Origin of the sequence: Paenibacillus chitinolyticus (genome assembly GCF_045038035.1) — a bacterium.
Classification (GTDB): domain Bacteria; phylum Bacillota; class Bacilli; order Paenibacillales; family NBRC-103111; genus Paenibacillus_F; species Paenibacillus_F chitinolyticus_A.
Genome location: NZ_CP173427.1, coordinates 2,638,231 through 2,661,957, shown reverse-complemented (window position 1 = coordinate 2,661,957; position 23,727 = coordinate 2,638,231). Strand labels below are relative to the sequence as shown.

The following is a 23,727-nucleotide window of genomic DNA, read 5'->3' as shown; positions in this document are numbered from 1 at the left end:
CGGCGGTTCGCAACCGCTTTCAACCACAGCATAAAAGAATCCGGGGCCGGAAACTAGACACATAAAAGCCGTTGAATACGGAGAAATCGGGACCAAGCGTTTACTCAAGCAGTTCTTTGCGGATGTTTTCCAGGTCCCTTTTCGTCGGTATGGCGGAAATAATCACAGCGGGCACGGTTTTCAGCGCAACAGGCATCGTGCTTATAATAAAATCAATCTCACGCTCACGCACGGTTTCATCGCTTAGTTCATGCAAGATGGAAGTTTCGATCGTCAACTCGTCGCCGATCTCTCTTTTAATCCGGTTGGCCACATAATGACGGACGGAAAACTCTTCACCGATAATAAGAAAAGCCTTTTTGCTTTTGTACCGGACATTGGAGCTGACGATAAAACCGAGCTTGACGAGATGGTACGAGCTGACCGATACGGCGGGGTATTCACGGCTCCACCGGTTTATACACTCCGTTACCCCTTCGTAAATAAGAGGCTCTTCCTGGCGCATGTAGGCGATCAGCCGGCTTTTCGATACCGCCATCAGTTCGGGAATGGCATTATCGATCATCAGCTTTTCGAAAAACTCGCACATTTCCATTACAAACCGGTCGCCGGCACCTAACGAATGGAAGGTTTCCATGAGCAAAGGTAAAAGGTTGTTAATCATCCGGTATTTGGGCTCATCGTTCCTACGGAGAGCCGCTTCCTGCTCCAAGGCCATTTCCTTTTCGTTCCGGTAATGGTATTGACTCAGGCTGCATAACGACTGCAGAAAATAAATTTCTTCCCCGGCAATGTCCAGGCCGTATTCTTGTCCAAGCTTTCCGCCTAAACGGCGGACCGATTCATAGAACGCGCCGTTTTCCCAGTCGTAAAGCTTCCGGCTTACCGAAACGGAATGTCCCTGCCGGATTCTTTCCAGCGTAACGGCAATCAGGAAAATCAGGCTCCGTTTGGCATTCAGAAAATAAACGATCCCTTGCTCCTCTTCCAATTCCGTTATCCATTCCTGGATTTGCCGATAATCAACCTCTGCGAACGGCCAGCCTGTATATGGGTGCGAATCGGAAAATAATTTCCAGTAAAAATACCGGATGTGTATTTCATTTCCTTTAAGCGCAGGAGAAGAATAAGCGAGCCGCAGACAGGACGGCTGCAGATCTTCCCGATTCAGTTGAATAATGAATTTTTTAAACGACGAAGCGCTCATATAAAGGAATTCCGCCAGCTCCTCGGCAGAAGCCCGGCCTCCGTAAATGAACAACCTGTGCATGAGGCGGTAATAAGATGTCTGCCTGAACTGCTCCACAAGCACTTCCCGGATAGTCGGTCCGTGACGTTCGCGGCGGAAGAAGATGCCCTTGCCTCTGGAAACTTCGATACTCATTGTGCCCGGCATAAGCGCCGTTATCTCCTCCACCAATTTCCGGACGGACTTGTCCGATATGCCCAGCTTCCTTTCGGCCTCTCCGAAAGTAAACCACCGTTCTTCGGAATCCAGCAGCTCGGTCAGCGCCTTCATCAGCTTAAAATCTTTGTTCATTTCATCACCTTCCAGATCCGGTATCGCCCGACTTTCGTACCCTCATTATACCGGTATGGTGGGGATTATCCATGCTTTGCTTCCAGTCCGGATTAGCATATACATACCAACGGCTCTTCAACAGTTGTTCCCTTCCGCACGCAAAATAACCGCAGTCCGGTTAACCGGACTGCGGTTAGGATGTTCTGCCCTGCGCGGGCATAGGACACAACTTTCTGCCGGGTCCGGGTCTGTCAGCCGTACAGCCTCGCGTAATAGCCGCCCTTAGCCAGCAAATCCCGGTGCGTTCCCCGCTCCACAACCGTGCCCTGGTTCATCACGGTAATGGAATCCGCCTTCTCCACCGTGCTTAGGCGGTGGGCGATCAAAATCGTCGTCCGCCCTTTCATCAGCTCGTTCAGAGCCTGCTGCACCCAGTGCTCCGACTCGTTGTCGAGTGCGGACGTCGCTTCGTCCAGGAGCAGAATCGGGGCATTTTTCAGGATGGCTCTGGCAATCGCGATACGCTGTCTTTGTCCGCCGGACAAAGACGCTCCCCGCTCCCCTGCCTGGGTTTGATATCCGCCGGGCAGCTCCTCGATAAAATGATGGGCATACGCGGCCTTGGCCGCCTCGATCACGTCCTCCGCAGTCGCCTGCGGGTTGCCGTATCGGATGTTCTCCTCGATCGTTCCGCTGAACAGAAACGGCTCCTGCGGCACATAAGCGATCTGCCCGCGAATTTCGTCCAGCGTGTAAGCGCCGAAGAGTTTGCCGCCGAGCAAAATTTCCCCGCTGTCCACGGGATAGAAGCCGAGCAGCAGCTTGATCAAGGTGCTTTTGCCACTCCCGCTTGCGCCCACGATAGCCGCGACCTGTCCCGGATATACCTGCATGGACATCCTGCACAGCACTTTTTTGTCCGCCTGATACGAAAATTCCACGTCCCGGAACTCCACCATCGCCTCCGAAGTCCTTTTGGGATCGGACAATCCCAACCTTTCCGGCTCTTCTTCCTCCGATAAAATTTCCTCGATCCGGTGGGCGCCGGCTAACGAATTTTGCGCCATAGACAGCACCGTCCCGAAATTCATAATTGCATGGGTCAGGTTGATCTGGAGAACGGCAAGCGCCGCAACGCTTCCCATCCCGATCAGCCCGTAAGCATATAGCAGACTTCCGATGACGATAATTCCGCAGAACGTGACATAGCTGACAAAATGGTTGACGGCGGCCTGCAGCCCGTTCTTCCTTGCGGTTTGCTCGGCAAGCCGGGTCACTTCTTCGTTCAGGCTCCGGTACTGGGAATAAACCGGACGGATATGAAACAATTTCACGAGCTGAATGCCTCCGATAAAGTCTTTAAACTTTTCGGTCATCCGGGCTAAAGTTTGCAGCGACTTCTCGGAAAGGACACGGATTTGCCGGGCAAACCGGGCGCTGATCGAGAAAGAAACAAGCAGAACAAGCAGCGAAACGGAGGCGAATCTCCAGTCGATCAGCACCATCGAAATGATGGAGCCAACACTGAACACCACTTGCAGCAGCAGCATGAAATAAATGCTGGTAAAGGTGAGTTCCACCGCGGCCACATCGTTATTTACCCGTGACATCAGGTCTCCGTGGTGCGTCTGTTCCAAATATTTCGGCCGGAGCCGGCAAAATTTCCGGTAAAGGCGCTCACGAACGTCCACAATCGTAAATTCGACGCTGCGCTGATATAAGTACGTAAACCAGGGGGAAATGACATTTTCCAGCAGCAGGGCCCCCGCAAGGATGTAGAAAGCGCGATACATCAGGGCCGAATCGCGGTAATCGGCAAAGTTGACCAGATTTTGGACAACCAGGCTGAAGGAAACGAGAAACAGCGTCTGGTTGACCGCCGTAATACCGAGACCCGTGTAGTAATGAATTTTGCGTCTGCGGCTCATGAATCTCATTAAGTACACGAGTTCTTTCACCTGTGAGATTAACCCGCCGCCCTTCATGTATAGACCACCTCCTTGCTTTCCGCATGACCGGTAAACTCCTGGAGGAACGATTGGGCGTACAGCCCTTTCTTCTCCAGAAGCTGCGCATGAGTCCCGGCTTCCACAAGCCTTCCCTGCTCCAGAACCCAAATTTCATCCGCATTCTGAACGGTAGACAGCCGGTGGGCGATGACGATTGTCGTTCTTTCTCTAATAAGAACTTGCAAGGCTTCCTGCACAGCGCCCTCGGACTCCGGATCCAATGCGGATGTAGGCTCATCGAGCAGCAGAATGGGAGCATCCTTGAGAAGCGCCCGGGCAATGGCGATCCGCTGACGCTGTCCTCCCGAAAGGAAGCCGCCCCGTTCCCCGACATACGTCTGATACCCCTCGGGCAGACTCATGATAAACGCGTGCGCTTGCGCCGATTTTGCGGCAGCGATCACTTCGTCCATGGACGCGTCCTGCCGGCCGTACGCGATATTGTCGGCTACGGTGCCGCTGAACAAGTAGGACTCCTGGGTCACAACGGAGAAGTGGGAACGCAGCTGCTCCGGGTCGCTGCCTTTTACCTGCTGGCCGAATACACAGATGTTTCCGTCCCCGTCCTCCAGCGGATAAAAGCCGCACAACAGCTTGAAAACCGTGCTCTTGCCTCCGCCGCTCGCGCCAACCAGGGCGATCGTTTTTCCTTCGGGCACCGTGAAACTCAAGTTTTGAAGAATCGGAGAGCCGGTTTCGTAAGAAAAGGAGACGTTCCGGAACTCGACCGGCGGCGAGGCGGTTTTTGTAATCGCGTGTCCCTCCTGATTTTCCGCAGGCTGTTCCAAAATATCGGAAACCCGCTTTAAAGCGCCGGACATCTCGAACGTACGCGTGATCAACTCGGGAATATGATCGAGCGGCTCCAAACACAGATTCAGCAAATAAAGAAACGCGATCAATTCTCCGGTGCCGAGCTCCCCTTTGGAAATCAGATAACTTCCGTAGCTTACGGCAAAAATGATCGGGCTGAGCATCAGTGTGGACAGGAGAGGATTGACCCACGCTTCCCTTTTTTTCACGGCCAGTTTCTTCTGAGCCGTCAGAAGCAGAAGGGATTGATAGGAGCGGAACAGCAGCCCCGACAGCAAATAACTCTTCACCACCGGCATACCGCCGAGCGTATCCTGCAGGTTCATATTCATCCGTCCCATGTTTGCCTGGGCCTCTTCCGTCAGCTGCTGAAGCTGCTTGCCGATCCAGTGCGACACAAGCAGCGAGACGGGAAAAAGCAGCAGACTGTACATCATCAGCTCCCATTGAATCCAGATCAGATAGGTGAAACAGCCCACGAACAGCAGCGGATGATAAAACCACTGGGCCAAATCCCGGCTCATAAATTGATGAATAAGCTGAAGATCGCTGCTGATCCGGGATAGAATATCGCCGGAATGCTGTTTTTCCACATAATGAATAGGCAATTTGCCGATATGGTTCATCACATGGTTGCGGATATCTCTCACCGCCGAAGCGCTGCTCCTCTCTACTCCGTAAATCATCAAGTATTTCGCGGGCACTCCGATCAGTATGACGAAAAAAACGGTACACACGATTTCGATGACAACCGGCCCCGCTCCGTTCTCGGCCTGGGATGTCAGCTGTTCGATCAAACTGCCCGTCCACACTTCGATGACGGCTGCCGCAATCGCGGATACGGTACCTGCGATCATCCAGCCTCTGTGACGGTTTACAAACGTTAATATCCAGCGGAATGCTTTCCATGCAGCGTAGACGCGTTTGCTTTTTTGCGCCGCCATTGGGTCCCCCTTCCCGGCGATGGAGCGGCCGTCAGCTTCCATGCAGCACCTTTGGCGATGCACCGTTTCGCCGAGCGATTTCCTCCAGAATCCGGAGGATGACTTTGGTCGTTCCGTCCAGGCATTCCGGTTCGAGCAGCTTCTCGTGCGCGCCCGCAAGCTTGTACTCCGTGTAGGTCCCCTGAGCCGCTCCGCGCCAGGACGGCAGGCCGTGCTCCAGCCGGAAGGCGTCGCTGTCTTCGGCGATCAGCTCATGGATATGCCCTTCAACCGTCCCCCTGTTTATGAGCTGCGCTTCATACATCAATGTGGCGCGCACCTTGCTGCTGACACGCTCGCGGATAACGGGGTTCGCCATCATTTCTTTTTCCGTATCCGATAAATCCTCCAGTATTTCCTGCCATTCGCTTTCAGTCGTCTCTGCGGGCGTCAATGTCTCCTTAATCCAGGAATCCACCATGATCAAATCCGAGACGCGGAAACCCCTCTTCTCCATCCTCTGAGCGACTTCGAACATCAAATTTCCGCCGAAACAGTAGCCGAGCAGCACGTAAGGAGCTTCCTCCTGAATGCGCACGATTTCGTCGACATAGTCATCCAGCATCGCTTCGCAGCTTTCCGAATCTTCGATGAAATCGGTCCCGTAGAGGACGAAACGTTCGTCCAGAAGGTTCGCGAGTTCCCGGTACCCGATGCCGAATCCGCTTCCCGGCGGGAAGCAAAATACATTCAAGGCGCCGGTTTTATTGAGCTTGATAAAAGATTGGCCTTTTGTCTCCAGGCCCGATTCGCTACTTCCGAACGCCATCGCTTCCACGGTGAGATTCTTGAACTGCTGGTTCAGCGGCACTTCGATTTCGGTTTCGTCATAGACCGCCTGAATCAAACGCATCAGGCTCAGAGAGCTCCCTCCGAGATCGAAGAAATTGTCTTTCACGCCGACCCTCCGGAGGCCGAGCACGTCCTTCCAGATTTGGGCGATCTTCACTTCCATCAGCGTGCGGGGCGCGATATATTCCGCCGATTGCTCCGCGCTCTCTTCCGGGGCGGGCAGCGCCTTCCGGTCGATTTTGCCGTTCGGCGTCAGCGGCATCCGGAGCAGCTGCACAAAATGCGCCGGGATCATGTAACCCGGAAGCTCTTTAGCCAGCGCTTCCTTCAGCCCTGAGACCGTCAGCTTCGATTGCGCCACGAAGTAAGCGCACAGCTGTTGACCGTCCGCCTCCTCCCGGGCGATGACGATCGCTTCTTGTACGGACGGTACTTTCAGAAGCTGCTCCTCGATTTCGCCCGTCTCGATCCGGTAACCGCGGACTTTCACCTGATGGTCGATCCGCCCCCTGTATTCGATGTTCCCGTCCGGCAGCCACCTAGCCAGGTCTCCGGTCCGGTACATCCGCTCGCCCGGCGAAAAAGGATTGTCCACGAACTTCTCGGCCGTCAGTTCGGGACGGTTCAAATATCCTCTCGCCAACCCTTCTCCCGCGATGCACAGCTCTCCTTCTACGCCCGCCGGCACAAGCTGCAGACGGTCGTCCAGAATATAAATCCGGTGATTCTGAATCGGCCGGCCGATCGGGACCGATTTTAGTCCGATATCGTCAGTGCGGGCCGTCCAAACCGAGGTAACGATCGAAGCCTCCGTCGGACCGTAAGCGTTGAAATACCGCACTTTGTCTTTCCACTGCTGGACGAATTCGGCCGACACGGCCGAGCCCCCGGTAATCAGCTTTTGCAGCCCCGGCATATGATCCGGGTTTAAATAAGCGGCGTACGTAGGCGGCAGGATCGCGGCCGTAATTTCGTTTTCGTGCATGAAACGCTCGAACGACCGGTTGTCCAGAATGGTCTCGGCTGTGGGGATGTAGAGAGCGGCCCCGAAAAACAGCGCCTTGTACACTTCCCAGCACGACGCGTCGAACGACAGGCTCGCGAACTGGACGACTCTGTCCGTTTCGGTAATGCCCAGCGTGTACCGGAACATGTTCTTCAAGCTGACCAGCCCGTGGTGCTCTACCATCACGCCCTTAGGCTTGCCCGTCGTTCCGGACGTATAGATAACGTAGGCCAAATGGTCCGGTCCGCTAACCGGCTCCAGATTGGCGCCATCGGCGCTGTAGGAGTTCTCGTCATCGAGTGCCAGTACAGCTCCCGCATACGGGGCGCGGTCCAGCAGCCGCCGCTGAGTCAGCAGCAGCTTCGCGCCCGAGTCTTCCAGCAGGTAGCGGATGCGCTCCTCGGGATATTCGGGGTCGATTGGCACATATGCGCCGCCGGATTTCAGCACCGCTAAGATGCCGACGACCATTTCCAGCGAGCGTCCGGCCATCAGGCCGACAAGCTGATCCGGCTGCACACCCTTCGCCCGCAGCGTACGCGCCAGCCGGTTCGCCCGCTCGTTCAGCTCCCGGTAAGTGAGACGTTCCTGTTCGAAAACCACCGCTGTCGCTTCCGGAACGCGGGCTGCCTGCTCTTCGATCAGCCCATGAATCGTTTGCTTCCGTTCATAGTGCGTTTCCGTGTTATTAAAATCAACAAGCAGCTGCTGCTTTTCGTAAAGCGAGAGCATATCCGCTCCACCGAGTTCAAGATCCGGCTGAACTAACAGGACGGACATAAGCTGCACGAGATGCCCGGCGGCTTTTTCAATAAAATCGCAGTTATAGCGCCCGCTGTTAAAACTCACGTTCAACCCGATAGAGTTATCATTCGAATCGAACTGAAAAACGGTATCCGCAGCGGCTTTTCCTTGAATATCCGCTGTATGGATGTTTTTGTAGGTAACAATCGTATTCAGAATAGGGGTCCCTTCGGGAGTCGTTTCGATATTCAGGGAACCCGTCATTTTCCGGAACGGAAGATGCTGATTTTCCAGCGCTTCGCCGATCGCCAGCTTAACTTGACCAAGCAGAGATTTGAACGTGCTTTGACGGTTTATGTACGTTTTAATCAGGAGAAAATCGTGGATCGCGGGTTCGTCTCCGGGGCCCGTTTGCGCCGGAATCCCGACGAGCACGTTATCCCGCTTAGCGTAAGTGTGGAGCAGACAGTTTACTCCGACCAGCACGATCATAAAAACGGCCAAATCCGAACCGTTGGCAAGTCGGAGAATTCTTTCGGACAGCGCGGGCGGCAGCCTGAGGCTGACAACGTCCGGACTCCCTTCGGAAATCGGGCCGGCTGCGGCTTTGGGGGATTGATTGTAAGGAAGAAAGGTCAAGCTGTCATCGGCATTGAACTTTTCTTTCCAATACATTTCTTCCTTTTCAAACAACGATTTCATGCGTACCTCCCCTAAAATGATATCGGCTCATACCCGGAGTGCATGCCCCCGTTTCCGGACACACACTCTTCAGGCATGAACGACTAGTACCCGGCAGGGCTTTGTCTAAAAAGCGAATTCAATCGCTTCTACCGAATTCTTCGTGCCGTTCGAAAGCTTGAGGCATTGGATCTCGCTTAACAGGCTTTCGGGATTTTCGCAAATCTGGGACAAGATATGCAAGTAATCCTGGACCATTGTCCGGATTCTCGCCTCTTTGAACAATTTCGTCCCGTAAAAGAACCCTCCGCCGAGCGCGCCGTTGTCTTCCGACATGAACAAGGTGAGGTCGAATTTCGCTTCTTCCAGATCGTCCAGCTCATAAGGCTTGAGACGAAGAGTTCCGAGCGAAGCCTCGTGTTCCTCGATATTCTGCATATCGAATACCGTATCGAACAGCGGATTGCGGCCTGCTTCCCGCTTCACATTCAAGCGCTCCACGAGCTCTTCGAACGGATAGTCTTGATGCTCGAAAGCTCCCAGCGCCGATTCCTTCACTTCCTCCAGGAAGGAAAGGAAGGTTTTGCCGCCGGCAGGCCGGTTGCGGATCGCCAGCGTGTTGACGAACATGCCGATAACCGGCTCCAGATCGGCATCCGTTCTGCCTGCAACGGGCGTTCCGACAATAACATCTTCTTTTCCGCTGTATTTGGACAGCAGCACGTTGTAGGCGGATAAAAGGATCATAAACAAGGTGCTTCCCGACCAGGCTGCCAGATCGCCCAGCTTAGCGGTGAGATCCGCGCCGACTTCAAATTCCAGATGACCGCCTTCATAACTACGTACCCGCGGCCGCTCATAATCGGCCGGAAGCTCCACGTCGGGCAGATCGCCGGCCAACGCTTCCAGCCAGTACGACTCCTGCTGCCGTGTGCGTTCTTTGTACGTTTCGCTCTGCTGCCATGCCGCGTAATCCTTGTATTGAATTCGCAGCGGAGGAAGCTCTTCTCCCGCATACAACCGAGAAAATTCGTCCACCAATATCGACATGGAAACACCGTCGGAGACAATATGGTGCATATCGAACATGAGAATGTGCAGCTCCGGACCCAGTTCGATCAGGCCTGCGCGAAGCAGAGGCGGTGTCCGTAAGTCAAACGCACGGACGAAGCTGCGGACGATTTGTGCCGTGTCTTCTTTGACGGCTTTGCTCGTTTCGACTGCGAATTCCACTTGATCGTGTATCCGTTGAACCGGTTCTCCGTGAACCATTTCAAATCCGGTGCGAAGCGTCTCGTGCCTTGCGATCAATGTCCGGAAAGCTTCCTCTATCCGGCCGATATCCACCGGCCCTTCGAGCTGCAGCATTTCCGGCATGTTGTAAAGCTCATCCGCCCCTTCCAGCGTGTGCTGGATAAAGAGCCTTTTTTGCGCCGACGAGAGCGGATAATAGTCCCGCTCTTCGGCAAGAGGAATGGAGACATGCTCCTGCCGTTCCATGTTGGCGATTGCCGCTGCCATATCTTCAATCGTCGAATGCCGGAAAACGTCTCTTAACGGCAGATCGACGTTCAGTTCCTTGTGCACTTTGCCGACAAGCGTCGTCGCCCGCAGAGAATGTCCGCCCAGGTCGAAGAAGTTATCGCGGATGCCGATTTCCTTCCGAAGACCGAGCACGACCTGCCAGATGGTGGCCAGCTTCGCTTCCAGCGGCGTCCTTGGCGCGATATATTCCGCGCCTCCGTCCGCGCCCGCTTCCGGCGCCGGCAGCGCCTTGCGGTCGACTTTCCCGTTCGGCGTCAGCGGAATCCGCTCCAGCCGGATGAAATACGACGGGATCATGTAGCCCGGCAATTCCTGCGCCAGTGCACTGCGCAGGCTGCTTGCGGCCAGCTCGCCTTCGGCGGTGTAGTACGCGCACAGCGCTTTCTGGCCGCCGCCGTCTTCGCGCACGATCACGACCGCTTCGCGGACGCCGTCCGCCTGGAGCAGCTGCGACTCGACCTCGCCGGTTTCGATCCGGTAGCCCCGGATTTTCGCCTGGTGGTCGATCCGCCCGATAAAGTCGACGTTGCCGTCCGCCGTCCACCGGGCCAAGTCGCCCGTGCGGTACAGACGCTCGCCCGTCACGAACGGGCTGTCCACGAACTTCTCCTCCGTCAGATCCGGACGGTTCAAGTAGCCCCGTGCTACGCCCGGGCCGCCGATGCACAGCTCGCCCAGGACGCCGACCGGCACCGGATTCAGGTGCGCGTCCACGATGTAGAACCTCGCGTTCAGCCATGCTTTGCCGATCGGCACGCTGCCCGTCTGCGGCAGCTTCGCCAGCGGCTCGTCGTAGAAGCTCGAATCGATCGCCGCTTCCGTGACGCCGTAGCTGTTGATGATCCGGAACTGCGAGCCGAATCGTTCCTGCAGCACGCGGTAATCGCCTACGCTGCAGCTGTCGGAGCTGGTGATGAGCAGTTCCATCGAGCTCATATCAAGCGCATTTTCGGCTACGTGCTCCATAAACGGCACGATGAGCGCCGGAGTCGATTCGAACACGGTAATCTGCTGTTTTTGGATCCAGCCGTGCAGGCGGGCCGGGTCGATCCGGTCGTCTTTCGGCACGATGACCATGGTGCCGCCGTTGTACAGCGTCCGCGCGATATCTCCGACGAACACGTCGAAGGAGAAGCTCGCGAGCTGGAGTAGCCGTACCGGGAACCGGTCCAGCCGGTATTCCCGGCGGTAGGCGGCGGCCGTGTTCACAAGGCTGCGGTGCTCGATCATGACGCCTTTGGGCCGTCCCGTCGTGCCGGACGTGTAGATCACGTAGGCGAGATCGTGCGGCTGCGTCTCGGCGGAGTCGATGTCCGCTGTGCCTGATGCGGACAAGCTGCCCGACGATGCGCTGTCAGCCGTAGGGCCGATTGCGCAGCCGGCGGCTTCTTGACCGGCAGACGTTCCGGCACGCTGTTCGGTGTCGCCCGCATCGCCGACGGTCACGCTGTCGTCAGCCATCCTTCCGATAGCCGCGTTCTCTCCGTCCCCGCTGTACGACTTTTCGTCGTCCAGACAAAGGATCGCGCGCAGCGCCGTCTCTTCCGCTTCCAACCAAGCCTCGGCGCCCTCTCTAAGAGTAGTCTGCGTCAGCAGCACCGTTGCCCCGCTGTCTTCGAGCATAAAGCGGATGCGGTCGGCCGGATAATCCGGGTCAAGCGGCACGTACGCGCCTCCCGCTTTCCATACGGCGATGACACCGACGAGCAGCTCCACCGAACGCTCGGCCAAAATGCCGACGATGGACTCTCTGCCGACGCCGCCCGCGCGCAGCGCTGTCGCCAGCCGGTTCGCCCGTTCGTTAAGCTCCCGGTAAGACAGCTGGTTGTCTTCGTAGACGACGGCCGCCGCATCGGGAGTCCGGACCGCCTGTTCCTCGAACAGCCGGTGGAACGTCTGCACCTGCGGAAGCTCAGACATGGCCGGATTGAACGCTTCGAGCAGCTGCTCTTTTTCGAAAGGAGTCAGCAGTTCCAGTTCGGCGATTTTCGCCTCGGGCTTCTCGGCGATAGCACCGAGCAGCTGCTCGAAATGCTGCGCCATCCGTTCCACCGTTTCTTTCTTGTATAAAGCGGTCGAATATTCAAAGCTGTAATCCAAACCGCCGCTGTCCTCCATCACATCCAGGCTCAAATCGAATTTGGCCATGGCGCTGTCGCTCGGATACGAGGTCAGCCGGAGACCTTCAAGTTCAAAGTCTTTATTATCCGTATTTTGCAGCGTGAACATGGTATCGAAAATCGGATTGCGGCTTAAATCCCGGGCAACCTGAACCTTTTCCACCAGCTCCTCGAACGGATAGTTCTGGTGCTCGTACGCGCCGAGAGTCGTTTCCTTGACCTCCTGCAAGTAGGAGAGGAACGTTTTCTCCGCGGCCGGATAGCTGCGGATCGCCAGCGTATTAATGAACATTCCGATCAGCGGCTCCACATCACCGTGGTTCCGGCCCGCAATCGGTGTGCCGACAATAAGATCTTCCTGCCCGGTATATTTATGCAGCATTACCGTATAGGCCGCAAACAGAACCATGTAGAGCGTGGTTCCGGTTTCCGCCGCAAGCCGCTTCAGTGCATCGCTTTTCCGGGCGTCCAGGAAATATTCGAGCGTCCGCCCTTCATAGCTCTGGACGGCGGGACGGGCATAATCCGTCGGCAGTTCCAGCACCGGCAGCTCTCCCTGGAAAACGTCAAGCCAGTAAGCTTCCTGGCGTTTTAGGTGCTCTTTCTGCCTTTCGGACTGCTGCCAGACGGCGTAGTCCTTATACTGAATGCGCAGCGGCTCCAACGCTTCTCCGCTGTATAAGCGAACGAACTCTTCCACTAGCACGTCCATCGAAACGCCGTCGGAAACGATATGATGCATATCAAACAGTAAAACGTGCCGCTCTGCCGCCATCTCAACCAAGCCTACGCGCAGCAAAGGAGGTTTGGCCAAATCGAACGGTCGGACAAAACCCCGCACCGTTTCAGCCGCTTCTTCCTCGGACGCGGAAAAATGTTCCACGAAGAAGTCCACGGCCGCATATACCCGCTGCACCGCTTCCCCGTTCACCATTTCGAAGCCCGTGCGCAGCGTCTCGTGCCGCTCAATCAGTCTGCGGAACGCTTCCTCGAACTGCTTCCGGTCCAGCGCCCCTTCGAGCAGCAGCGCTCCCGGCATGTTATAGCTCAGCTCCGCTCCCTCAAGCTGGTTGAGAATGTACAACCGCTTCTGCGCCGAGGATTGCGGATAATAGTCCCGTTTTTCGGCAAGAGGAATGGAGACATGCTCCTGCTGTTCCATCCGCGCGATTGCACGCGCCATTTCTTCAACCGTCGAATGCCGGAAAACGTCTCTTAACGGCAGATCGACGTTCAGTTCCTTATGCACTTTGCCGACAAGCGTCGTCGCCCGCAGGGAATGTCCGCCGAGGTCGAAGAAGTTATCGCGGATGCCGATTTCCTTTCGAAGACCGAGCACGTCCTGCCAGATGGCGGCCAGCTTCGCTTCCAGCGGCGTCCTTGGCGCGATATATTCCGCGCCTCCGTCCGCGCCTGCTTCCGGCGCCGGCAGCGCCTTGCGGTCGACTTTCCCGTTCGGCGTCAGCGGAATCCGCTCCAGCCGGATGAAATACGACGGGATCATGTAGCTCGGCAATTCCTGCGCCAGCGCGCTGCGCAGGCTGCTTGCGGCCAGCTCGCCTTCGGCGGTGTAGTACGCGCACAGCGCTTTCTGCCCGCCGCCGTCTTCGCGCACGATCACGACCGCTTCGCGGACACCGTCCGCCTGGAGCAGCTGCGACTCGACCTCGCCGGTTTCGATCCGGTAGCCCCGGATTTTCGCCTGGTGGTCGATCCGCCCGATAAAGTCGACGTTGCCGTCCGCCGTCCACCGGGCCAAGTCGCCCGTGCGGTACAGACGCTCGCCCGTGACGAATGGGCTGTCCACGAACTTCTCTTCCGTCAGATCCGGACGGTTCAAGTAGCCCCGTGCCACGCCCGGGCCGCCGATGCACAGCTCGCCCAGGACGCCGACCGGCACCGGGTTCAGGTGCGCGTCCACGATGTAGAACCGTGCGTTCAGCCACGCTTTGCCGATCGGCACGCTGCCCGTCTCCGGCAGCTTCGCCAGCGGCTCGTCGTAGAAGCTCGAATCGATCGCCGCTTCCGTGACCCCGTAGCTGTTGATGATCCGGAACTGCGAGCCGAATCGTTCCTGGAGCACGCGGTAATCGCCTACGCTGCAGCTGTCGGAGCTGGTGATGAGCAGCTCCATCGAGCTCATATCAAGCGCATTTTCGGCTACGTGCTCCATAAACGGCACGATGAGCGCCGGAGTCGATTCGAACACGGTAATCTGCTGTTTTTGGATCCAGCCGTGCAGGCGGGCCGGGTCGATCCGGTCGTCTTTCGGCACGATGACCACGGTGCCGCCGTTGTACAGCGTCCGCGCGATATCTCCGACAAACACGTCGAAGGAGAAGCTCGCGAGCTGGAGCAAGCGGACCGGGAACCGGTCCAGCCGGTATTCCCGGCGGTAGGCGGCCGCCGTGTTCACGAGGCTGCGGTGCTCGATCATGACACCTTTAGGGCGTCCCGTCGTGCCGGACGTGTAGATCACGTAGGCGAGATCGTGCGGCTGGGTCTCGTAAGGAATGCCGTCCGGTGTGCCTGATGCGGACAAGCTGCCGGACTCTGCGCTGTCAGCCGTAGGGCCGATTGCGCAGCCGGCGGCTTCTTGACCGGCAGACGTTCCGGCACGCTGTGCGGTGTCGTCCGCATCGCCGACGGTCACGCTGTCGTCAGCCCTGCTTCCGATAGCCGCATTCTCTCCGTCCCCGCCGTACGACTGTTCGTCGTCCAGACAAAGGATCGCGCGCAACGCCGTCTCTTCCGCTTCCAGCCAAGCCCCGGCACTCTCTCTGAGAGAAGTCTGCGTCAGCAGCACCGTCGCTCCGCTGTCTTCGAGCATAAACCGGATGCGGTCGGCCGGATAATCCGGGTCAAGCGGTACGTACGCGCCACCCGCTTTCCATACGGCGATGACCCCGACGAGCAGCTCCACCGAACGCTCGCCCAAAATGCCGACGATGGACTCTCTGCCGACGCCGCCAGCGCGCAGTGTTCCGGCCAGCCGATTGGCCCGCTCGTTAAGCTCCCGGTACGACAGCTGGTTGTCTTCGTAGACGACGGCCGCCGCATCGGGAGTCCGGACCGCCTGTTCCTCGAACAGCCGGTGGAACGTCTGCACCTGCGGAAGCTCGGACATGGCCGGATTGAACGCTTCGAACAGCTGCTCTTTTTCGGAAGGAGTCAGCAGTTCCAGTTCGGCGATTTTCGCCTCCGGCTTCTCGGCGATGGCACCGAGCAGCTGCTCGAAATGCTGCGCCATCCGTTCCACTGTTTCTTTTTTATACAAGGAAGTCGCATACTCCAAGCTGCATTCGAGACCGCCGTTTTCTTCCACGACATCTAAGCTGAGGTCGAACTTCGCCATGCCGTACTCGCTCGGATAGGAAGTGAGCTTAAGCCCTTCCAGCTCAAATTCCTTGTTCTCCAGGTTTTGCAGAGAGAACATCGTATCGAAAATCGGATTGCGGCTCAAGTCACGAGCCGTCTGAACCTTTTCGACCAGTTCCTCGAACGGGTAGTTCTGATGCTCGTATGCGCCCAGAGTCGTTTCTTTGACTTCTTTCAGATAACTCAGGAACGTTTTCTCTGCGGCCGGGTAATTGCGGATTGCCAGCGTATTGACGAACATTCCGATCAGCGGCTGCACGTCCCCGTGGGTTCTTCCGGCAATGGAAGTCCCAACGACCAGATCTTCCTGAGCCGTATATTTATGCAAAAGCACCGTATACGCCGCAAGCAGCACCATGTAAAGCGTCGAGCCGCTTTCTGCCGCAAGACGTTTTAAAGCCTCGCTCTTCTGCGCGTCGACAAAAAATTCAAATGTCTGTCCTTCGTAGCTTTGTACGGCGGGACGGGCAAAATCCGTCGGCAGTTCCAGTACGGGCAGCTCTCCCCGGAAAACATCGAGCCAGTAAGCTTCCTGCCGCTTCAACTGTTCTTTCTGCGCCTCCGATTGCTGCCATACCGCGTAGTCCTTGTATTGAATGTGCAGTGGTTCCAGTTCTTCGCCGCTGTACAGCCGGACAAACTCCTCCACCAGCACATCCATCGAAACGCCGTCGGACACGATATGATGCATATCGAACATCAGAATATGCCGGTCCGCCGTCAGTTCGATCAAGCCAACCCGGAGCAAAGGCGGCGCCGCCAAGTCGAACGGCCGGATGAACTTCTGCACGGCTTCGCCCGCCTCTTCTTCGCTTGCCCGAATATGCTCGACCGAAAAGTCCGCGTCGCTGTATATCCGCTGCACCGCTTCCCCGTTTATGATCCCAAAACCGGTGCGAAGCGTCTCATGACGCGCGATCAGACCTCTGAACGCTTCTTGAAAACGATCCCGGTCAAGCTCTCCTTCCAGCAGCAAAGCTCCCGGCATGTTGTAACTTTGGTCCGCCCCTTCGAGCTGTTGAAGGATGAACAGCCTTTTTTGCGCGGAAGATAGCGGGTAATACTCGCTTTCCTCTGCCTTGGGGATCGAAGAGAACGAAAGCCGCGTCAAGTTTGCAATCGCTTGAGCCATCTCCTCTACCGTCGAATAAACAAAGACATCCTTCAGCGGGAAATCCACGTGAAGCTCTTTGCGTATCCGGCTGACAAGCGTTGTCGCCCGCAGAGAATGTCCTCCGAGTTCGAAGAAGTTTTCCTTCACGCCAACCTTCTCCAGTCCCAGTACGCCCTGCCAGATTGCGGCCAGGTCCGCTTCCAGCGGAGTCCGCGGAGCCGTATGCTCCGTCCCCTCCTGCAAGCTGAGTTCCGGCGCCGGGAGCGCTCTGCGGTCCACCTTGCCGTTAGTCGTCAGCGGCATTTCCTCCATCTGAACAAAGTACGAAGGAATCATATAACCCGGCAGCTCGCGGGATAAGGCGCTTCTTAACCGGCTTGCCTGAAGCTCGCCGTCCGCCGTGAAATAGGCGCACAGCTGTTTATCTCCGCCGGCGGTTTCACGGGCGGTCACAGTCGCTTTCCGGATGGATTCCACCTTCAGCAGCTGCGCCTCTATCTCGCCAAGCTCGATCCGAAAGCCGCGGATTTTCACTTGATCGTCCATCCGGCCCACATATTCGATCGTTCCGTTCGGCAGCCATCTCGCCACGTCTCCTGTGCGGTACATGCGTTCTCCGGGAACGAAAGGATTGTCCACAAATTTCTCCGCCGTCAATTCAGGCCGGTTCAGGTATCCCCGGACCAAGCCCTCGCCCGCTACGCACAGCTCTCCGGCTACACCGATCGGCTGGAGATTGTTGCGGGCATCCACGATATAGGCCGTCGTATTGCTGATCGGACGACCGATCGGAACATTCACGGCGTCCTCGGCCACTTCGTTCACCACATAGTACGTCGCGTACACCGTGCTCTCCGAAGGGCCGTACAAATGAATGATTTTGCCCGGTCCCAGATGAGCGACCGCTTTACGGACATGACCGACCGAAACGCGCTCTCCGCCGAACAGAATGGCCCGCATATGCCGCAAGCAATCCACATTTACATCCACGAGCACGTTGAAAAAAGCGGTCGTAATGAGCGAAACCGTAATCCGCTGCCTTTCGATCAATTCGGCCAGTTGCCCGATTTCCAGCATGATCTCTCTCGGAATGAGAACGAGGCCCGCCCCGTTGACCAAAGCGCCGAAAATGTCGGAAATCGACCCGTCAAAAGAATAACTGGACAACTGGAGAACCCGGTCCCGCTCCGTAATCTCGACATAGTTCGTATTTCGTGCGATCCGGATAATGTTCCGGTGGGACACCAGGTTTCCTTTCGGCTTCCCGGTCGTTCCCGAGGTATAGATCACACAGGCCAAATCGGCCGATTCGTTGATTCGTTCCAATTCCGACCCGACGGGGTGGTAAGACCCTTCGTCATCCAGTACGATCAGGGTGCTTTGGACGGGAATCCGTTCCTGCAGATGACGCTGCGTCAGCATGACCCGGGCGCCCGAGTCTTCGATCAGGTACCGGATACGTTCTTCCGGATATTCCGGGTCGATCGGCACATAAGCGCCGCCGGCTTTCAGCACGGCCATAATGCCGACGATCATCTCCACGGAACGTTCGACAACAATGCCTACGAGACAGTCCCGGCCGACTCCTTCGCCCCGGAGCGTACGCGCCAGGCGATTCGCCCGCTCATTCAGCTCGCGGTACGTAAGTTCCTTTTGCTCAAACACGACCGCCACCGCATCCGGTATCCGTTCCGCCTGTTCCTCAAACAGCTGATGAAGGGTTTTATCCCGCGGGAAATCCGTCGTTGTGTCGTTGAACGCTTCAATAATTTGCGCTTTTTCAGCCGCCGTCGCCAGCTCCAAGTCGCCCACTTTGACCCGGGGATCGTTCACGACTTGTTCCAGTACGTACATGAGCTGCCCACTTAAACGCTCGACATCCTCTTTTGCAAACATACCGGCATTGTAATCGAAACGTATTTCGACGGCTTCTCCCGGCACGACCGTCATATTAAAGTCGTAATTCGTCTGTTCCGCCATCTCGACATCCGTAACAGTCAGACCGCCCGTTTGGCTGCCGCCCGCCTGCTGCATCTGCTCGTCCATCGGATAGTTTTCGAATGCGATAATGTGGTGGATAAGATCCTGCTTCTGGGAGCTTCGCGCCTGGATCTCATACAGCGGATAATAATCGTAACGGCCGGATTCCAGCGCCTGCTCCTGCACCTTGACCATGACGTCGGCAAAAGTCGTGTCCGGCTCGCTCGTTACCCGCACCGGTACCGTGTTGATGAAAAGTCCGATCATCTCTTCGATTCCCGGAATCTCAGCCGGTCTTCCCGAGACGACGCTGCCGAACACTGCATCGCCCGTCCCGTTAATCTTTTGTAAAACGACGCCCCATGCCGATTGCAGCAAGGTGTTTAACGTGACATGCTGCTGTTTGGCCGTATGCTCCATCCGTTCGCTCAAGTTTTTGCCCAGCTCGCAAACGACATGCTCCGGAAGAAACGGTCCGCTTTTCGCATCGGTCTTTTTGGGAAGCTCCGTCTGTCCGTCATACCCTTCCAGATAACCGGACCAATAGCCGGAAGCACTTTCTTCATCTTGTTTCTCCAGCCACTCGATGTACTGGTTGTAGTCCGCTGACGCAATCCGCTCCGGCTTCACATTCCGGACGTAAGCCGAGTACGTTTCGAATAACTCCTGCGTAAGCTGCGGCAAGCACCAGCCGTCCATCAGAATATGCTGGAAGCTGAGCAGCACGTGGTAGCGCCGCTCATCCGTCCGGAGTACCGTGACGCGCACAAGCGCATCCCGTTCCAGATCAAAGCCCCGCAGCCTGTCTTCCTCCGCTTTCTTATCGGTATAGGCTGTGAGTTCTGCACTATCCAGATGCAGCAGATCTTCATATTCGAAGCCGACCGGCTTATCCCGGTACACGATTTGCAGAGGTTCTGGGCCCGCGCCGCTGTAAAAATTAGTCCGCAGCACAACATGCCGCGCGGCCAATTCGGCCCAGCTTTTGGAGAAAACATCGACATCCAGCTCGCCCAGCAGCGTAAAACGCGCTTGTTCGAAGTAGGCGCCCGTCTGCGGGTCCATCGCGCTGTGGAACCACATCCCCTTCTGCATCGGTGTAAGTGTGTAGATATTCTCGATCTCGCCGATAGGTGCCGTGTCTTCGGCAATCCGTTCCATGTCAGTAACGCTCAGTCCCTTGAACTGCACGTCGCTCGGCGTCAGCTCCGTCCGTTCCTCAGCCGCGCAGTGGGCAATAATTTCCCGGAGGCTCTGCTCCAGCAGCGAAACCAGTTTCTCTATCGTCGCTCTGTGAAACTGCTTCCGGCTGTAGCTCAGGTCAAGCGACAGCGAACCGTCCAGGACCATGCCGTTAATATCCAGCACGAAGCTGCGTGCCTGCCGGTCGCTTGCCGGGCTGCCGCCCGGATAAGGCGACAGGCCCATCTCGTTGTTTTGCAGATCGTCGTCGAACTGGCCCAAATAGTTAAAGTTAATTTCCGGTTCGGCCCCCCAAACCAAGCCGTCCGTTTTCTCCGAAAGGTACCGGCATACCCCGTATCCGATCCCTTTGTTCGGAATCCGGCGCAGACTTTCCTTGACCGCTTTGATTTGATGCGCCAAGTCTTTGCCGCTCTCCGGCTCCAGCACAACGGGAAACTTGCTCGTAAACCAGCCTATCGTCCGCGTAATGTCGATATCCGTTCCGATGAACTCACGTCCGTGACCTTCCAGATTTAAAAGGACCCGGTCATGTCCGCTCCATTTCTGCACGGCTGTTCCCAGAGCGGCAATCAGGATATCGTTCATTTCCGTGTTATAGGCCCGGTGCACCCGTTTCAACAGCAGTTCCGTTTCCTCCGGAGTCAAAACGGCAAAGAGCGACTCGCTGTCCCGCTGCAGGGAGTCCTCCGCTTCCATATCCTTCGGCAAAAGAGGCACGGGTGTACGCTCCACGTCCTGCCAATAGGCCCGCTCCTTCTCCATGTCCGGGCTTTGCGCATAGGCCGCGAGCTGATTGGACCAGGCAAGGTAGGAATCGGTTTTCGCGGGAAAACGGATGCTTTCCCCTTTGCCGGCCTGCTCGTACCCAAGCGCGATATCTTCCATCAAGATCCGCCACGATACACCGTCGACGACGGCATGATGAACCGCGATAAGCAGATGATCGCCGTCCGCGCAGCGGAACAGGCCCGCTTTTACAAGCGGCCCGTCTTCCAACCCGATCCCGCTCTGAATTTCGTTCGCCTTCGCTTCGACCGCGGCTCCCGAATTCGCCCCCTCCCTGAAATCGGAAATTTCCAGGCTGTACATCTCGCCTTCCCCGATTCCGCGGTTCCAGACCGTATAGCCGTGCTCCGTTTTGCGGAAAGCCATCCGCAGCGCATCATGATGCTCCGTTAACTTCTGCAGCACCTTGCGGAGAGCCGTCGCATCGAAACCGTCTTTGCGGTGCAGCAGAACGGATTGGTTAAAGTGATGTATATCCGCGAAATCACGCTCGAAAAACCATTGCTGAATGGGAGTCAAAACGGCGGCTCCGGTCACTTCTCCCTGATCGATCGTCCGGGCGACAGGCTTCACATGCAGGCTGAGCTGCGCGATCGTCGGGTATTTGAACAAGTCGCGAATTTCCAGCTTGTAGCCGGCCTGGTGCAGCCGGGAGGAAACCTGAATCGACTTGATGGAATCACCGCCGAGCTCGAAGAAGTGGTCCGTTACTCCGACCCGTTCGGTATTCAGCACAGCCTTCCAAACGTCGGCAAGAGCTTGCTCCGCTTCGTTTCGGGGCGCAACATACTCGCCTCTCCCCAGCGCGTTTCCTTGCGGGGCAGGCAGCGCCTTCCGGTCTATTTTCCCGTTCGGCGTCAGCGGCATCCTCGGCAGCTGCACGAAATGCGCCGGAATCATATAACCCGGCAAGTTTTGCGACAGCGCTGCTCTAAGATCGCTAACGGTCAGCGACTGGTCTCCCGCAACGTAAGCGCACAATTGCAGTCCGCTCTCTTCTTCGCGGGCGATAACGATCGTTTCCTGTACGGACGGAATTTTCAGGAGCTGTTCTTCAATCTCGCCGGTCTCGATCCGGTAGCCGCGGATTTTCACCTGGTGGTCGATCCGGCCCATATATTCGATGTTCCCGTCAGGAAGCCAGCGGGCGGAATCCCCGGTCCGGTACATCCGTTCGCCGGAGGCAAAAGGGTTGTCGACGAACTTCTCCGCCGTCAGCTCGGGGCGATTCAAATATCCTCTCGCCAGACCGACACCTGCAATACACAGTTCACCCGCTACTCCTTCAGGCACAGGCTGCCCGTGTTTGTCCACGATATAAATCTTGTGATTATGAATGGGACGGCCGATGGGGACCGATTTCAAACCGGTATTATTCGGCTCGGCGGCCCAGACCGCAGTGACGATCGACGCTTCCGTCGGGCCGTAGGCGTTGAAATACCGCACTTTGTCTTTCCACTGCTGCACGAATTCGGCCGATACGGCCGAGCCGCCGGTAATCAGCTTTTGCAGCCCCGGCATATGATCCGGGTTTAAATAGGCGGCGTACGTAGGCGGCAGGATCGCGGCCGTGATGCCGTTCTCGTTCATGTAGCGCTCGAAAAGCTGATAATCAAGAATGGTGTCGGCCGTCGGAATGTAGAGAGCGGCTCCGAAAAACAGCGCCTTGAACACTTCCCAGCACGACGCGTCGAACGACAGGCTCGCGAACTGGACGACTCTGTCCGTTTCGGTGATGCCCAGCGTGTACCGGAACATGTTCTTCAAACTGACGAGTCCGTGATGCTCCAACATCACGCCCTTAGGCTTACCCGTCGTTCCGGACGTGTAAATGACGTAAGCCAAATGGTCCGGTCCGCTAACCGGCTCCAGATTGGCGCCATCGGCGCTGTAGGAGCTCTCGTCATCGAGTGCCAGTACAGTTCCCGCATACGGAACGCGGTCCAGCAGCCGCCGCTGAGTCAGCAGCAGCTTCGCGCCCGAATCTTCCAGCAGGTAGCGGATGCGCTCCTCGGGATATTCGGGGTCGATCGGCACGTACGCGCCTCCGGCTTTCAGTACCGCTAAGATGCCGACGACCGTTTCCAGCGAGCGTCCGGCCATCAGGCCGACAAGCTGATCCGGCTGCACACCCTTCGCCCGCAGCGTACGCGCCAGCCGGTTCGCCCGCTCGTTCAGCTCCCGGTAGGTGAGACGTTCCTGTTCGAAAACTACCGCTGTCGCTTCCGGAACGCGGGCAGCCTGCTCCTCGATCAGCCCGTGAATCGTTTTTTCCGACTCATAGTCCGTTTCCGTCTCGTTAAAAGCGTGAACAAGCCGGCGCTCTTCCTCCGGAGACAGCATAGCCGCCCCTGCCGCTTCCTGATCAAGGTTATTTAAACCGCCTGCCAGCAGACGGTCCAGATGATCGACCACCCCGTTCATAAATTCCGCGTGATACAAATGTTCGTTGTACCAAATCTGAAGATGGATCGAACCGTCCTCCAGACGGAACTGGAACAGGCAGTCGCAGACCACATTCCCGCCGACGTCAGTGCCGTGCAGCTCATTCAGAGAAACGAGCGTGTTGACGACCGGCACTCCGTCCGCGTATTGAAGCTCCAGCTTCTCCGTCATTTTGAGGAACGGAATGTGCTGATGACGGATAGCCTCGGGAAGAGAAACCTTCAATTCGTTCAACACCGATTTGAAGGTGGACTCGCCGCCGATCCTATTCTTGAGAATAACCGTATGGTTAATGGTCCGCCGCGTCTCCTGCGGTTTCTTCACAACCGGCATGCCGACAAGAACAGCGGAATCACCTGTATACCTGTACAGCAGGACTTGAACTCCCGCCAGCAAAATCATATAGGCGGCCAGCGGCGCGCCCTTGCTCATTTGAATGACCCGCTGCGCCGCTGCGCCGGACAAAGTACCGGAAACGGACAGAACGCTTGGAGCCGCGTGGGTTGGAGCCTTACTGTACGGCAGCAGGGTAAGCGAATCGTCTTCACCTGAAAATTTTTCGTTCCAAAAAAGGATTTCTTTTTCAAAAGCCACCTTCATCGT

Annotated in this window: 5 protein-coding genes; all 5 read right to left on the bottom strand. The window is 56.7% G+C overall.

The window, feature by feature from the left end; genetic code table 11:
• Positions 1–100 precede the first annotated feature (100 nt).
• Complete coding sequence (locus ACI48J_RS12060) at positions 101–1,540, bottom strand: helix-turn-helix domain-containing protein (RefSeq protein ID WP_405082930.1); 1,440 nt, start codon at positions 1,538–1,540, stop codon at positions 101–103.
• A gap of 233 nt (positions 1,541–1,773) precedes the next feature.
• Positions 1,774–3,507 carry an ABC transporter ATP-binding protein gene (locus tag ACI48J_RS12055; RefSeq protein ID WP_405082928.1) on the bottom strand — a complete coding sequence of 578 codons (1,734 nt, stop codon included), beginning with the start codon at positions 3,505–3,507 and terminating at the stop codon, positions 1,774–1,776.
• On the bottom strand, positions 3,504–5,288 hold the full coding sequence (locus ACI48J_RS12050; protein ID WP_405082927.1) for an ABC transporter ATP-binding protein: 1,785 nt from the start codon (positions 5,286–5,288) through the stop codon (positions 3,504–3,506). Before ACI48J_RS12050 ends, ACI48J_RS12055 begins: the two co-directional genes overlap by 4 nt.
• A gap of 31 nt (positions 5,289–5,319) precedes the next feature.
• Positions 5,320–8,571, bottom strand: coding sequence for a non-ribosomal peptide synthetase (locus tag ACI48J_RS12045; protein WP_405082926.1), 3,252 nt, complete (start codon positions 8,569–8,571; stop codon positions 5,320–5,322).
• A gap of 105 nt (positions 8,572–8,676) precedes the next feature.
• Positions 8,677–23,724, bottom strand: a complete 15,048-nt coding sequence (locus ACI48J_RS12040) for an amino acid adenylation domain-containing protein (RefSeq protein ID WP_405082925.1) — start codon at positions 23,722–23,724, stop codon at positions 8,677–8,679.
• Positions 23,725–23,727 lie beyond the last annotated feature (3 nt).

Excerpts from the sequence above, each read along its gene's own strand:
- ACI48J_RS12060 (WP_405082930.1), bottom strand. The coding sequence starts at position 1,540 with ATGAACAAAGATTTTAAGCTGATGAAGGCGCTGACCGAGCTGCTGGAT.
- ACI48J_RS12055 (WP_405082928.1), bottom strand. The coding sequence starts at position 3,507 with ATGAAGGGCGGCGGGTTAATCTCACAGGTGAAAGAACTCGTGTACTTA.
- ACI48J_RS12050 (WP_405082927.1), bottom strand. The coding sequence starts at position 5,288 with ATGGCGGCGCAAAAAAGCAAACGCGTCTACGCTGCATGGAAAGCATTC.
- ACI48J_RS12045 (WP_405082926.1), bottom strand. The coding sequence starts at position 8,571 with ATGAAATCGTTGTTTGAAAAGGAAGAAATGTATTGGAAAGAAAAGTTC.
- ACI48J_RS12040 (WP_405082925.1), bottom strand. The coding sequence starts at position 23,724 with ATGAAGGTGGCTTTTGAAAAAGAAATCCTTTTTTGGAACGAAAAATTT.